We start from the raw sequence: 14176 nt of genomic DNA, 5'->3' as shown, positions 1-14176 counted from the left end.
GACAAACCATGAAATCCCTCGCACTCACTGCTGGCGCACTGGCTGCCGCGGCCCTCGTCTGGTATGCGGTGCCGTCGTTTGCCGAACCGGCGAAACGCGTGCCCGCTCCCACCGCCGACCTGGCCGCACCGGCCGCTGCAAAAACCGAAACCGCCGTGTTCGCAGGCGGCTGCTTCTGGGGCGTGCAGGGCGTGTTCCAGCGCGTCAGGGGCGTGAGCAACGCGGTGTCGGGCTACGCCGGCGGCGATGCGAAGACCGCGCGCTACGACGAAGTCGGCTCGGGCCGCACCGGCCATGCCGAATCGGTGCGCATCACCTACGACCCGAAACAGATCAGCTACGGCAAGCTGCTGCAGATCTACTTCTCGGTAGCGCACGACCCCACCGAGCTGAATCGCCAGGGCCCCGACACCGGCACGCAATACCGCTCCACCGTGTTTGCGGAAAACGCCGAGCAGGCCCGCATCGCCAAGGAATACATCGCGCAGCTGAACCAGGCCAAGACCTTCGGCAAGCCGCTCGCGACCACCATCGAAATGGCCAAGCCCTTCTATGCAGCCGAGGACTATCACCAGGACTACCTCACGCTCAACCCGAGCCAGCCCTACATCGCGATCAACGACATGCCGAAGATCGACGATTTGAAGAAGCTGTTCCCGGAGAGCTACAAGGCGACGCCTTCGCTGGTGCGCGGCGCGAAGGCTGGGTAGTCGATTTCGGCGCGATGCGGTGTTCCTGGGCCCGCCCTCCGGCTCAGTCCCCGGCAAGGACCAGCGCGACCCCTTGGGCCTTCGCCGCATCGCGCGCGTCCTGCGGCAGTTGCGCGTCGCAGACCCAGTGCGTCACCGCGCCGAAGGGCACCACCGAGACCAGCGCGCGCTGGCCCCATTTGTTGCTGTCCACGATCGCGCACACCTGGCGGCTGCGCTCCATCACCGCGTGCTTGACCTGCGTTTCCAGGTGATTGGTGTTGGTCCAGCCCACCTCGGCATCGACCCCGCGCGCGCCCATGAAGAAGAGGTCGAAATGGAAGTTCGCGACCTGCGCCAGCGTCATCGGGCCCACGGCGCTCACGCCGGTGGCGTAGATCTCGCCGCCTATGGCATAGATGTCGTAGGGCGTGCGGCCCACCAGCTCGGCGGCGATGTTGATGCCGTTGGTGACGATCGCGAGCCGCTTCACGTTCGCAAGACCCTGCAGGATCGCGCGCGCCACTTCCATCGAGGTGGTGCCGGCATCGAGGTAGATCGACCAGCCGTCCTGGATGAGGCCGACCGCCGCGGCGCCGATTTGCTGCTTCTGCGACGAGCCCTCCTGGATGCGCACGCCGAACTCGGTGTCGCGGCCGAGCGGCAGCGCGCCGCCGTGCACCCGCTTGAGCAGGCCGGCATCGTGCATCTCCTGCAGGTCGCGCCGCAGCGTCATCTCCGACAGGGTGAAGCGGCGCGCCATGTCGCTGACCCGGCAGGCGCCCTCCTGCGCGAGCACCTTCAGGATCAGCATGTGCCGATGCTCCGCCGTCGCCGCCTGCAAGGCTTCTTGCCGGGACGGATCGGGGGGAGCCTCGGAGGCCATCGGTGCGGGGCGGGAAGCGTTTCGGGTCATCGCGAGGTTGTTTGTCTATCGGGCCTGCCCATAGTAGGCGCCGGCACCATGCTTGCGTTCGTAGTGCTTGCGGATCACGGCGGGCGGCAATTCGCGCGCCAGCGGGTCGATCGACTGCGTGAGGTAGGCCATTTGCGCCAGCTCCTCGAGCACGCGAGCGTTGTACACGGATTTCATCGCGTTCTTGCCCCAGGTGAACGGCCCGTGGCACGACACCACGATCATCTCGACCTCCTGCGGCGAGATGCCCTGCATCCGCCGCACGATCTGGTGGCCGGTTTCCTCCTCGTAGTCGCGCGCCACGGCCTCGTCGCTGATGACCTCGGTGACCGGCACCGCCACCGTGAGGTGGTCCGCATGCGTGGTGCCGTAGATTGGGATGGCGCGCCGCGCCTGCGCCCACGCCACGGCATGCACCGAGTGCGTGTGGCAGACGCCGCCGATGCCTTCGAAGGCGCGGTAGAGCACCGCATGGGTCTTGGTGTCGCTCGAGGGCCGCAGGGTGCCTTCGACCACGCGCGCATCGAGGTCGACCACCACCATGTCGTCGGCCGTCATCTCGTCGTAGGGCATGCCGCTGGGCTTGATCGCGAAGACGCCCTGCCGCGCATCGAAGGCGCTCACGTTGCCGAAGGTGTACAGCGCCAGCGCCTGCTTCGGGATTTCCAGGTTGGCCTCGTAGGCCTCGCGCTTGAGTTCTTTATGCAGCGTCATGGATCGCCTTCTCTTTCTTCATGCCCTCGACCAGGGCGCCCATTTCCATATAGCGCCGGAACAGCGCGCGGTAGGCCTCGGCCTCCGCCGGCCGCGGCTCGTAGACCAGGTCGAAGCCGCAGGCCATGGCCCGCTGCGCGGCCGGAATGTCGGCATGGATGCCGCAAGCGACGGCCGCGCACATGGCCGCGCCCAGAGCCACCGCCTGGTCCGACTTCGCCACGCGGATGCGCTGGTCGAACACGTCGGCCTGGATCTGCATCAGCAGCGCCGACTTGCGCGCGACGCCGCCGATGGCGAGCACCTCGTCGATGCGCACGCCCGACGCGGTGAAGCGGTCGACGATCGCCTTCGCGCCGAAGGCCGTGGCCTCGACCAGCGCGCGGTACAGCTGCGGCGCCGAGCTGCCCAGCGACAGGCCGAACAGCGCGCCGTGCAGCGTCTGGTCGGCATAGGGCGTGCGGCGCCCGTTGAGCCAGTCGAGCGCGGCCACGCCGTGCGCCCCCGGCGGCTCCAGGGCGGCGGCGCGCTCGAGCCGCGGCAGCAACTCGGCGCGCAGCGCCTCGCGGTTCGGCCCCTCGGGCAACGGCCACTCGAGCACCCGTGCGAACCATGCGAAGGCATCGCCGACGGCCGACTGCCCTGCTTCCAGGCCGATGGCCCCGGCCATCACCGAGCCATCGACCTGCCCGCAGATGCCCTCGACCACGCGGTCCGCGATTTCGTCGGTCGGCGCGAGCACGATGTCGCAGGTCGAGGTGCCCATGATCTTGACCAGCGTGTGGTGGCGGATGCCCGCGCCGACGGCGCCCATGTGGGCATCGAAGGCGCCCACGCCGACCACCACGTCATCGGGCAGGCCCAGCCGGCCGGCCCAGGCGGGCGTGAGTGCGCCGATGGGTGTTTCGGCGGTCCAGGTTTCTTCGTAGAGCCGGTCGCGGATGCCGTCGAGCAAGGGGTCGATGTGGCTGAGGAAAGCCTGCGACGGCAGCCCGCCATGGCCCTCGTTCCACATCGCCTTGTGGCCGGCGGCGCAGCGGCTGCGGCGCATCCTGCCTGGTGCGGTGGTGCCGGTGAGTTCGGCCGGAAGCCAGTCGCAATGCTCGACCCAGCTCGCGGTGGCCTCGCGCACCTGTGCGTCGTGCCGGAACACCCACAGCAGGTTGGCCCAGTACCACTCGGCCGAATAGACGCCGCCGATGTGCGCGGTGTAGTCGACGCCGCCCCAGGTGCGGGCGGCGGTGGTGATCTGCTCGGCTTCGCGCGTGGCGCTATGGTCCTTCCACATCAGGAACATCGCATTCGGGTTCTCGGCAAAGGCCGGCCGCAGCGCGAGCGGGCAGCCCGCCTCGTCGACCGGCACCGAGGTCGAGCCGGTGGTCGCGATCGACAGGCCGCGCACGCTCGCCCGGACCTCGGGCGACACCTGGGACAGCGCGGCGCGCACCACCTGCGTCAGCGCATCGAGATGGTCCTGCGGATGCTGGCGGAAGATGCGCTGCGTGGGGTCGCAGTACAGGCCGGCCGCCCAGCGCGGAAAGGCCGCCACCGCGCTGGCGAGCTCCTCGCCGGTGGCGGTGTCCGCGATCACGCAGCGGCACGAGTCGGAGCCGAAGTCGACGCCGATGACATGGGTTCTGGTCATCATCGCCCTCAGTGCTGCGCTTGCTTCTGGCGCCATCTGTCGATGATCACCGCGAGCAGGATCACCGCGCCCTTGGCCACGTACTGCCAGAAGGACGAGACGCCCATGATGGTGAGGCCGTTGTTGATCACGCCGATGATCAGCGCGCCGATGACGGTGCCGACTATCGAGCCCACGCCGCCCATGAGGCTGGTGCCGCCCAGCACCACCGCCGCGATCGCATCGAGCTCGTAGCCGGTGCCCCAGTTGCCGTTGGCGCCGAACAGCCGGCTCGCCGACATGGCGCCCGCCAGGCCCGAGAACAGGCCGCTGATCGCATAGACGAAGAGCAGCACGCCGCCCACGCCGATGCCGGTGAGGCGCGCTGCCTCGGGGTTGCCGCCCACCGCGTAGATGTGCAGGCCCAGGATGGTCTTGCGCAGGATGACCCACGACAGCAGCGTCACGCCAGCGGCGATCCACACCAGCCAGGGCAGGCCCAGGAAGTCTTCGTTGCCGATCCAGCCGAAGCTGGGGATCTCGCTGTTGAGCACCGTGGTGCCGTCGGCGAACAGGTAGGCGGCTCCGCGCAGCGCGGTCATGGTGCCCAGGGTCACGATGAAGGGGTTGATCTTCAGCAGCGCCACCGTGGTGCCGTTGATGAGCCCCATCGCAAGGCCCGCGGCAAGGAACACCGGCAGCGACAGGCCCGCATGGGAAGTGAGCGAGGTCAGCATGCCCAGCACCGCCGACACGGCCAGCATCGAGCCCACCGAGAGGTCGATACCGGCGGTGAGGATCACGAAGGTCATGCCGGCCGCGAGCACCAGGTTGATGGACACCTGGCGCAGGATGTTCATCGTGTTCGCGGTGGTCGCGAAGTTCGAGCCGCCGTCGCCCGAGACGTACACGGTGAGGCCCCAGAAGACGACGTAGAGGATCAGCAGCGCGGGCAGCATGCCCAGGCGCTGGAGGACGCCGGCTGCGCGGCCGGTGCGGGCAGGCGCGCCGGTCGGCGGGGACGCCGCCGGGGGTGCGGTGGAGGTGAGGGTCTTTGACATGGTGGTCGTCTCGTGAAGGTGTGATGCGGCGCGCGAGATCAGCGCGGCGTGCGCGCCGAATTCGCGTGCGCCTGCTGCAGCAGTTCGGGCGTAAGGGCCTGCATGGTGTCGATGCGCAGGTCGGCCAGCGCGAGCGCCTCGGCCGACAGCGGGTAGTCCGGGCCAGGCGCGGCGATGGCGGCCATGCCGGCCGCCTTGAGCGAGCGCAGGCCGTTGGCGCTGTCCTCGATGCCCACGGCCGCGTGCGGCGCGACGCCGATGCGCGACAGCGCGAGCAGGTAGATGTCGGGCGCGGGCTTGCCGTGTTCGACGTCGTCGCCGCAGACCACGGCCTGCATCAACGGCGCGAGGCCGCTGGCCTCCAGCACATAGCGGGCGAGCTCGGCCGGCGAGCCGGTGGCCAGCGCCACCGTGTGCGACCGCGCGGCCATGCGCACCGCCTCGATGGCGCCGGCACGCAGCGGCAGATGGCGCTGGTACTGCGCCAGCATGCGCCCCACGATCTCGCGCGCGATCGCCGCCTCGTCCATGCCGTTGCGCTCGCGCAGTTGCAGGCGCTCGACCATGATGCGCGACCAGGCCGCGGTGTTGGTGCCCATCGTCGATTCCTGGTCCTCGGTGGTCCAGCGCGCGCCGATGCTTTCTGCGAAATCTTCGCGCACGCGCTGCCAGACGATCTCGGTGTCGATCAGCACGCCGTCCATGTCGAAGACCACGGCCCGCAGCGAAGAAGAAGAGGAAGGAGAAGGGTTCGTTGCGTTCATGCGATGTGCCGCTCCGGCTCGGGAGCGTTGACTGCGAGTTGAATGATGTTTTCCTGGGTGATGCGATCGCCCGCGAGTTCGCCTGCGATGGCGCCTTCGCGCATCACGAGCACGCGGTCGCACACGCCCACGATTTCGGGCAGCTCGCTGGAGATCACGACCACGGCGACGCCGGCCTCGGACAGCTCGCCGATGATCTTGTAGATCTCGCTCTTGGCGCCGACGTCCACGCCGCGCGTCGGCTCATCGAGGATCAGCACGCGCGGCTGGATCTCGAGCCAGCGCGCCAAGAGCAGCTTCTGCTGGTTGCCGCCCGACAGCGCGCCCACGATGCCCTGCGGGCCGGAGATCTTCACGTTGAGCCGGGCGATGGCCTGGCGCGTCAGGCGGTCGAGCGCACCGTGGTTCAGCACGCCAGCGACCGCGTGCCTGGGCAGCACGTTGATCGCGACGTTGGTGAGCGCGCTCAGTTGCAGGAACAGGCCCTGCCCCTTGCGATCTTCCGGCACGTAGCCCAGGCCGAGGCGGATGGCGTCGAGCGGGCGGCGCACATCCACCGGCTTGCCGTCGACCAGGATCGTGCCGCCGGTGCGCGCATCGGCGCCCACCGCAAGCCGCGCGAGTTCCGAGCGCCCGGCACCGACCAGCCCGGCCAGCCCGAGCACTTCGCCCGCATGCACCTTGAGGCTGCTCGGGCGGTTGCGCGGCCCGCTCACATCGCGCAGTTCCAGCATCACACGGCCGGGCTTGCGCTGGCCGCGGTGCTGGTAGAAGTCGGTGAGCGCGCGGCCGACCATCATCTGCACGATGCGCTGCTCGTCGATTTCGTCGCGCGCCAGGTCGGCCACGTGGCAGCCGTCGCGCAGCACCGTCACGCGGTCGGCCAAGGCGGTGACCTCGGCCATGCGGTGGCTGATGTAGATGATCGCGATGCCGGCGTCGCGCAACTGGCGCATCACCCGGAAGAGGTGCGCCGTCTCGCGGTCGGACAGCGCGGCCGTCGGCTCGTCCATGATCAGGATGCGGCCCTTGTGCACCAGCGCCCGCGCGATCTCCACCTGCTGCTGCTCGGCAATCGACAGCCGCCCGGCCGGCCAGTCGGCGCCGAACTGCGCACCCAGCTGCTGCAGCACGCGCTCGGTCTCGCGCAGCATCCGCGCGCGGTCGACCAGCCAGAGCGCCGCGCGCGGCTCGTTGCCCATGAACACGTTCTCGGCCACCGTCAGATGCCGCGCGATGCTCAGTTCCTGGTAGATCAGGTTGATGCCCGCGCGCTGGCCGTGGGCGGGGCTGCGGATGGCCACGGGCTCGCCGGCCAGCCGGATCTGCCCGGCGTCGGGCTGGTAGACCCCCGAGAGGATCTTCATCAGCGTGCTCTTGCCCGCGCCGTTCTCGCCCATGAGGGCGTGGATCTCGCCGGGGCGCACCTGCAGGTGCATGTCGTGCAGCGCCCGGGTCGCGCCGAAGCGCTTGTGGATCCCGGACATCTCCAGAACGAACTCGCCCGCCGTGCCAACCTCGCCGGCCTCGCTCATGACGGCCTGCGCGTTCAACGCACCCAGCCCTTGTAGCCGGCGATGTTGTCGCGCGTGGTGAGCGGCGTTGCCATGAGGTTCATGGTCTTGGCGGGCTTGCGGCCGTTGAGCAGGCCGTAGGCGACGCGCACGCTCTCGGCGGCCATCTCGTTCGGGTCCTGCGCGGGCGTGACGACGAACAGCGAATCCTTGGCCTTGAGCGCGGCCTCGCCGTCGGGCGAGCCGTCCACGCCGCCGGTCACCTTGATGTCGGTGCGGCGCGCCTGGCGGATCGCGAGTTCCGCGCCGATGGCCGTCGGGTCGTTGATGCCGAACACGGCATCGATCTTCGGCTGCGCCGTCAGGATGTTGGCCATGGCCGCGAGGCCACCGTCGCGGCTGCCCTTGGCGTCCTGGTTGTCCGACACCAGCTTGATGCCCGGGTACTTGGCCAGCGTCGCCTTGCAGCCCTTCACGCGGTCCATGATCGACGACACCGGCGGGCCGTTGACGATCACGAAGTTGCCCTTGCCGCCGATGCGCTCGGCCAGGAACTTGCACGACTCGGCGCCGGCCATCGTGTTGTCGGACATCACCGTGGCGTCGGCCCCTTCGGCCGTCACGTCCACCGCCACCACGATCACGCCGGCGGCGCGGGCCTTGCGCACGGCCGGCGCGATGCCCTTGGAGTCGGCGGCGCCCAGCACGATCACGTCGACCTTGTTGGCGATGAAGTTGTCGATCTGGTCGACCTGGGTGTTGAGGTCGTACTTGCTCGACACGGTGGTCACCTTCACCGCCGGGTTGATCTTCTTGGCCTCGGCTTCCGCGCTGCGGCCGATGGCCACGAAGAACGGATTGGCCATGTCGCCCAGCGTGATGCCGATGGATTTGAGCGGCTTGTCCTGGGCGAGCGCGTGGCCTGCCAACAGTGCGAGGGTGGCGGCTGCAACGCAGCGAGTCATCGACTTCTTCATGGATCGGTCTCCTTTTGAATGCTCTTGCTGAAGGTGCGCGCTGAAGGCCAGCGTGCGTTCGTTCGGTTGAACGGACAGAATTCTATTGTTCATTCGAACATTCCAATTCGCACAAATTCGAAAATAACCTCAGGGAAATCCCTCTTTGTTTGTCCGTTTATGTTCGTATTGGATGCTGCATACTTGCCGCGCCTTGCGAATCCGCGATGCAAAGAAAAAAGGAAGAGACAGGCATGACTCGCTTGCTGGTCGTAGGCGGCATCAACATGGACTACGTGTTCGAGGCGCCCTGCCTGCCGCGCCATGGCGAGACGCTGGGCGGGCAGAGTTTTAGGCGCGCGCCCGGCGGCAAGGGCGCCGACCAGGCGGTGGCGGCCACGCGCCTGGGCGCCGAGACCTGGCTCGTCGGCTGCGCCGGCGACGACGCCGAAGGGCGCGAGTTGCTCGCACATTTGCGCGCCGAGGGCGTGCGTACCGATCACGTCGCGATGACATCCGAGGCGCCCACCGGCGCCGCCGCCGTGTTCGCATGCCTTGGCGAAAGTGCCGTCACCGTGGTGCCCGGCGCCAACCACCGCCTGACTGCCGCCCACGTGCGCGCCGCCGAGCCGCTGTTCGCCCAGAGCGACGTGGTGCTCGCCGAGCTGGGCATTCCGAGTTCGGCCGCGATGGAAGCCGCCGAACTCGCACATCGCTTCGGCAAGCCGTTTCTGTTGACGCCCTCTCCTGCGGGTGCCGTCCCGCCGGAACTCGCGCGGCGCGTGCATCTCTTCCTTGCCAACCAGCACGAACTGAGGTCGGCCTTCGGCGATGGCGATGGAAATGGAGATGGAGATGGTGGAGATGGCAACGTCGAGGGCGGCGACGACTGGCGTGCCCTGCTGGCGAGGTGGCCGGGTCGCATCGTCGTGACGCGCGGCAGCGAAGGCGCGGCGCACGTCGATGCGCACGGCACGCTCCATGAGCAGCCAGCCTTCCACGTTCCGGTGCTCGACACGACCGGTGCCGGCGACGCCTTCGCCGCAGCGCTGGCCGTCCATTGGTCACTCGGTATCCCGGAGGCAATGCGGCGGGCCTGCGCCGTGGCGGCCCTGGCGGTTCGCGGCTTCGGTTCGCAGAGCACGCTGCCGACGCGGCAGGAACTCAGCGACTTCCTCGAAACCGCCGGTTGAAGCGTCGAGCTACGCCGACGCGCTGACGCTCGCGGATGTCGGCGCCTCGCGCATGCGAGCCCCGGTCAAGCCAGCCGCTGAATTACAGCAACTTCGATCGCCGGGCCTGCTCGGTCAGCTCCGCTCTGAAATCCGGATGCGCGATCGCGATCAGTTCCTGCGCCCGCTGCTTCGCCGACTTGCCGCGCAGCTGCGCCACGCCGTATTCGGTGACCACGTAGTTGATGTCGTTCTTGCTCGTGCTCACATGCGTGCCGGGCGAGAGCGAGGGCACGATGCGCGAGATGGTGTCGCCCTTCGCCGTCGAGGGCAGCACGATGAACGCCTTGCCGCCGCGCGACCGGTTCGCCGCGCGCACGAAGTCCGACTGCCCGCCCGTGCCCGAATACGGCGCATGCCCGAGGCTCTCGGAGCCGCACTGGCCCAGCAGGTCGATCTGCATGGTCGCGTTGATCGCGATGAGGTTGTCGTTCAGCCCCGCGAGCGCCGGGTCGTTGGTGAAGTTCACCGGATGCATTTCCAGCGACGGATTGCGGTCCATGAAGCGGTACAGCTTGGCCGACCCCAGCGCGAAGGTCGCGACGGATTTGCCCGGCAGGTAGTTCTTGCGCCGGTTGGTGACCGCGCCGCTCTCCACCAGCGTCAGAATGCCGTCGCCGATCATTTCGGTGTGGATGCCCAGGTCGTGCTTGTGCGTGAGCTGCATCACCACCGCATCGGGAATGCCGCCGTAGCCGATCTGCAGCGTCGAGCCGTCGTCGATGAGGTCGGCCACGTGCTTGCCGATGGCCTCCTGCACGGGGCCGATCTTCGGCAGGCCGACCTCCAGCACCGGCGCCTCGCTTTCGACGAACGCCGCGACCTGCGAGATGTGGACGTGGCAGTTGCCGTGCGCAAAGGGCACATTCGGGTTCACTTCCAGCACCACTGCGCGCGCCTTGGCGATGGCGGCCATCGTGTAGTCGGCGCCCAGGCTCACGGCGAAATAGCCGTGAGCGTCCATCGGCGAGGCCATGCTGAAGACCACCTCGGCGGGGATCTGGCCGCGCTCTATCTGCGCGGGAATCTCCGAGAAGTAGTTGGGGATGAAATCGATCCAGCCCTCCTGCCCACCCGCGCGCGTGGCACCGCCGAAGAACAGCGCGACATGGCGCACGTGCTCCACGGTCTCAGGGTCGATGTACGCGTACTTGCGCATCGCGAGGATCTGCGCGACCTTGACGTCGCGGAAGTCCCTGCGCTGCTCGGAGAGCGCCGTGAGCAACGAGGGCGGCTCGCCGACGCCGGTCGGCACGATGATGAGATCGCCGTTGCGCACCAGGCGCACGGCATCAGCGGGGGAAACGCGCTTCTTCGCGTAGAGGTCCTGGACGGTCATTCGCTCTTTCTGGCTTTCTGCTTATCGCGGCGCGTCGGCTTGCGCGTCGTAACGGCCGCCGCGCGCGGCCTTGTTGCAGCCTGTGCGGAACACGAGCGCCTTCTGCGCCTCTGCGACGTTGGCGGCCTGGCCTTTCCAGAGATCGAGCGCCGGCTGCTGCACCGCGCGCGAGAAAGAGAACGTCAGCGCCCAGGGCATGCGCGACTTGAACTTCACGTTCATCGTGTTGAGCCGCGCGGACGCCAGTCGCGCCGATTGCCCGCCCGAGAGAAACGCCACGCCCGGCACCGCGGCGGGCACGGTGCGCAAGAGGCAGGTCACCGTGGCATCGGCCACTGCGTCAACGCTGTCCTGCGTCTGGCTGCTCTGCCCCGGCAGCACCATGTTCGGCTTGAGCAGCATGCCTTCGAGCAGCACGCCCTGTGCATTCAATTGGACGAACACTTCGCGCAGGACTTCTTCCGTCACCTCGGCGCACCGCGCGAGCGAATGGCCGCCATCCATCAGTACTTCGGGCTCGACGATGGGCACCACGCCGGCCTCCTGGCACAGCGCCGCATAGCGTGCGAGCGCATGCGCATTGACGTCGATGCAGGCCCGCGTGGGCAGGCCGTCGCCGATGGCGATCACGCCGCGCCACTTCGCGAAACGCGCGCCCATGCCGACGTATTCCGCGAGCCGCTCGCGCAGGCCGTCGAGCCCTTCGGTGACCGTCTCGCCCGGATGGCCCGCCAGCGGCTTCGCGCCCATGTCGACCTTGATGCCGGGGATGATTCCCTCATCGGCCAACGCCTTGGCGAACGGCTTGCCGGCGTTGGTTGTCTGGCGGATGGTTTCGTCGAAAAGAATCGCGCCGCTGATGCTGTCGGCGAGGCCCGGCGCGGTGACGATCAACTCGCGCCAGTCGCGCCGTGCGCTCTCGGTCTGCGGGATGTTGAGCGCGGCGAAGCGCTTGTTGCAGGTGGCGTTGCTCTCGTCCATTGCGAGCAGGCCCTTGTCGCCGGCGACCAGCGCCTGTGCGGTATCGATCAGTGTCTGTGCAGTCATTGGGGGCACCTTTCTGGCGGGCATGGTACGCCTCGCTTCGACCGCAGTCAGGCAACGCGCACGAGATAGTCGGGGAACTGCGGCTCGGGCAGCACGGCCAGCACCTTGAGTTGTTGCTGCGTGCGCTTGCGCGCGGCCTGCAGATGAGCCGCCAGCGCTTCTGCCGCCAACGCAAACTCCCGCTCGCAAAGGTGCGCGACGATCCTGCGGTATTCGTCCAGCAGCAAGGGGCTCACCAGCTGCTGGAACATGCGGCAGAAGGTGCGGTTGACGATCAACGGCATCTGGCACTGCCGCAGGATGCCGAGCATCTTGGTGTTGGGATGGCGCGAAAGGCAGTCGCCGTGAATCTGGCCTTCGATGCGCAGGAGCTCTTCGGTGCCCACAGCCTCGGGGTCGCGGAGGGCCTGGCGCAGGCCGAGCAGGAACGGCTCATCGAGCTTGGGCCCGCTTTCCAGCAACGCGGCCGGCGCCAGCAGGAGCAGGACTTCGAAGTCCTGCGCAATGGCGCGTGCCGTGAGCGGCCCGGCCCGCCAGGCCGCATAGGCGCTCTTCTCGACCAGGCCGCGGTCCACCAGCCGGCTCAGCACCTCCCGCAGCGCCACCCGGTTCACGTTGAAGTACTTCATGGCGCGCACCTCGTCGATGCGAAAGTGGCCGAACACGACGGCGGCTGAAATCGATTGTTCGAATTCGCCGTAGATGCGTTCGCTTTCGGACGGGATGTAGATGGTCGCGCCCTGCGCGTCCTGCCCGAGCGAGGCCTCGTCGATGGCCAGCCGCTGAGGCTCCACCTGCTGGCCGCGCGGCGCCACCATGTAACCGCGACCGGGGAATTTCTGCAGCAGCCCTTCTTCGTGAAGAAGATGGAAGGCCTTTCGCACCGGAACCCGGCTGGTGCCGAACACGTCGGCCACCGGCCCCTCCAGCAAGACCAGTCCTTGCACGATGCGCTTGTCGACGATGGCCTGGCGCAGCCGGTTGCGGATCACCTCGTATCGCAACTTCCGCTCGCCGGCTTCGGCAGCCGGCGCGATATCCGACCCGCTGTCGGTGGCTGGCGGCCTCATTTGCTTGTCGTCACTGTCGTGCAGTCCTGTCTCTTGTTCTCGGTATGTCTTCAACCGCTGCGCAGGAACTCGGTCCATTTGCGCACCAGGTAGTTGTGCTCGTCCATGACGGTGTTCCAGACGGCCACGTTGCTCATTCGCTGCACGTAGGAGCCGCCGTCACGCACGCTGCCGCGGTGAATCAGGATACTACCGTCGGTCCCCGGAAGGTCTTCGCTCGCGGGCTCGCCCTCGTACCAATATCCCCATTCCGCGGGGCTCAAGTGCGCGCGCGTGCGTTCGGGGTTGGAGATGTAGAAGCCCTGCCGCGCCATCGCCGCGCCCGCCCAACCCGAGTGCCACCAGTTCAGGTACCGGTAGGCGGCGTCGAGCTTCGGGCCCTGCGCACGGCGGGAAATTCCGAGGCCGCCGTACCAGGCGCGGTAGCCCTCCTTGGGGCAGGCAAGCCTGTAGGCCAGCCCGGCCTTCTCGTACGCCGCGATGGCGGGCGACCAGTTGCTCTGAATGGCAACGCGGGCATCGATCATCATGCGTGCGGCATCGGCGTAGTTGCCCCAGAAGCCGCGGAAAAGGCCGGCCTTCTTCTTGGCCATCAGCAGCGAGATCATCTGGTCGATCTCCTCGATCTCCAGGTTGCTGATGTCGCCGAACTTCATCTCGCCGCTCGCCCGAAGCGCCAGCACCGCGTCCAGGGCGCCGATGGCGGCATCGGCCTGCAGCGCCGCGCGGCCATTGCATTGGGGCGACACCAGCCACGACCAGCTTTCCTCGGCGGCATCGAAGAGCTGCGAAACCTCGCCCGGCAGGTAGACGAAGCTGTCCGCGTTGTGCGTGAGCGGCAGCATGCTGATCTGCCCGCTGGTCGCATCGCCCACGCTGCCGTCCGCCTGCACAAAGAGGCGCGTCACGGGGTTGCAGCCTTGCCCGTATCGGGAGTCCGGCGCGAGCCGGCCGGTCTTGGGCAAGGCATTGACTTCGGACCAGTGGTCGATGCGGTCGAGCTCGATCGGCTGCAGCGCACCGGTCGGCCAGAGGTAGTCGATGCTGTGGAACCACTGGTCGTAGACGTCGAAGCTGCCCTGCTCGATCACGGCCTGGCGTTGCGCGTCGAAGCCGTCGAGCACCTCGAAATGGATGCGCAGCCCCAGATCCGACATGGCGCGCTTGCGCACGGCTTCCGTGAGCGTTACCGACGTGCCCAGAACACGCAGCTCGGTTCTCTTCGACGACGGTGTGGGCATGGCTACGCT

At 68.0% G+C, this 14176-nt stretch carries 13 protein-coding genes; 2 read left to right on the top strand and 11 right to left on the bottom strand.

What is annotated here, in order from left to right:
* The first annotated feature begins 8 nt into the window (after positions 1-8).
* A complete protein-coding gene (gene msrA / locus VARPA_RS13305; RefSeq protein ID WP_013541084.1) occupies positions 9-710 on the top strand; it encodes a peptide-methionine (S)-S-oxide reductase MsrA in 702 nt (233 codons plus the stop codon).
* A gap of 43 nt (positions 711-753) precedes the next feature.
* On the opposite strand, the gene VARPA_RS13300 is transcribed toward msrA, so the two are convergent.
* The 7 genes from VARPA_RS13300 to VARPA_RS13270 all read right to left on the bottom strand — a co-directional run bounded on the left by VARPA_RS13300 (position 754) and on the right by VARPA_RS13270 (position 8259).
* Positions 754-1503 carry a DeoR/GlpR family DNA-binding transcription regulator gene (locus tag VARPA_RS13300; protein WP_167330539.1) on the bottom strand — a complete coding sequence of 250 codons (750 nt, stop codon included), beginning with the start codon at positions 1501-1503 and terminating at the stop codon, positions 754-756.
* Positions 1504-1620: 117 nt separating this feature from the next.
* Positions 1621-2319 carry an L-ribulose-5-phosphate 4-epimerase AraD gene (gene araD / locus VARPA_RS13295; protein ID WP_013541082.1) on the bottom strand — a complete coding sequence of 233 codons (699 nt, stop codon included), beginning with the start codon at positions 2317-2319 and terminating at the stop codon, positions 1621-1623.
* Positions 2306-3964, bottom strand: a complete 1659-nt coding sequence (locus tag VARPA_RS13290; protein ID WP_013541081.1) for a ribulokinase — start codon at positions 3962-3964, stop codon at positions 2306-2308. Before VARPA_RS13290 ends, araD begins: the two co-directional genes overlap by 14 nt.
* 8 nt (positions 3965-3972) lie before the next feature.
* Complete coding sequence (locus VARPA_RS13285) at positions 3973-5004, bottom strand: ABC transporter permease subunit (RefSeq protein WP_013541080.1); 1032 nt, start codon at positions 5002-5004, stop codon at positions 3973-3975.
* Positions 5005-5042: 38 nt separating this feature from the next.
* Positions 5043-5768: an HAD family hydrolase gene (locus VARPA_RS13280; protein WP_013541079.1), complete on the bottom strand. Its 726-nt coding sequence runs from the start codon at positions 5766-5768 to the stop codon at positions 5043-5045.
* A complete protein-coding gene (locus tag VARPA_RS13275) occupies positions 5765-7303 on the bottom strand; it encodes a sugar ABC transporter ATP-binding protein (protein ID WP_013541078.1) in 1539 nt (512 codons plus the stop codon). The genes VARPA_RS13280 and VARPA_RS13275 overlap by 4 nt, the downstream gene beginning before the upstream one ends.
* A 14-nt stretch (positions 7304-7317) precedes the next feature.
* Entirely contained in the window at positions 7318-8259 is a 942-nt protein-coding gene (locus VARPA_RS13270) for an ABC transporter substrate-binding protein (RefSeq protein WP_013541077.1), read from the bottom strand.
* A gap of 233 nt (positions 8260-8492) precedes the next feature.
* On the opposite strand from VARPA_RS13270, the gene VARPA_RS13265 reads away from it, so the two are divergent.
* Positions 8493-9431 (top strand): ribokinase, encoded by a 939-nt coding sequence (locus VARPA_RS13265; protein WP_013541076.1) that lies wholly within the window; start codon positions 8493-8495, stop codon positions 9429-9431.
* Positions 9432-9513: 82 nt separating this feature from the next.
* Here the strand turns inward: VARPA_RS13265 and VARPA_RS13260 are convergent, their stop codons facing one another.
* The 4 genes from VARPA_RS13260 to VARPA_RS13245 are packed head-to-tail and all read right to left on the bottom strand — an operon-like array spanning position 9514 to position 14167.
* Entirely contained in the window at positions 9514-10809 is a 1296-nt protein-coding gene (locus VARPA_RS13260; RefSeq protein ID WP_013541075.1) for an acetyl-CoA hydrolase/transferase family protein, read from the bottom strand.
* A 21-nt stretch (positions 10810-10830) separates the two neighbouring features.
* On the bottom strand, positions 10831-11856 hold the full coding sequence (locus tag VARPA_RS13255) for a class I fructose-bisphosphate aldolase (protein WP_041942885.1): 1026 nt from the start codon (positions 11854-11856) through the stop codon (positions 10831-10833).
* 47 nt (positions 11857-11903) lie between these two features.
* Complete coding sequence (locus tag VARPA_RS13250) at positions 11904-12926, bottom strand: GntR family transcriptional regulator (RefSeq protein WP_013541073.1); 1023 nt, start codon at positions 12924-12926, stop codon at positions 11904-11906.
* Between the two features lie 50 nt (positions 12927-12976).
* Positions 12977-14167, bottom strand: a complete 1191-nt coding sequence (locus tag VARPA_RS13245) for an ABC transporter substrate-binding protein (RefSeq protein ID WP_013541072.1) — start codon at positions 14165-14167, stop codon at positions 12977-12979.
* Between the last annotated feature and the right edge of the window lie 9 nt (positions 14168-14176).

Source organism: Variovorax paradoxus EPS (assembly GCF_000184745.1).
Lineage (GTDB): Bacteria > Pseudomonadota > Gammaproteobacteria > Burkholderiales > Burkholderiaceae_C > Variovorax > Variovorax paradoxus_C.
The sequence above is the reverse complement of the archived record's forward strand: the minus strand, read 5'-3'. Positions and strand labels throughout refer to the sequence as shown.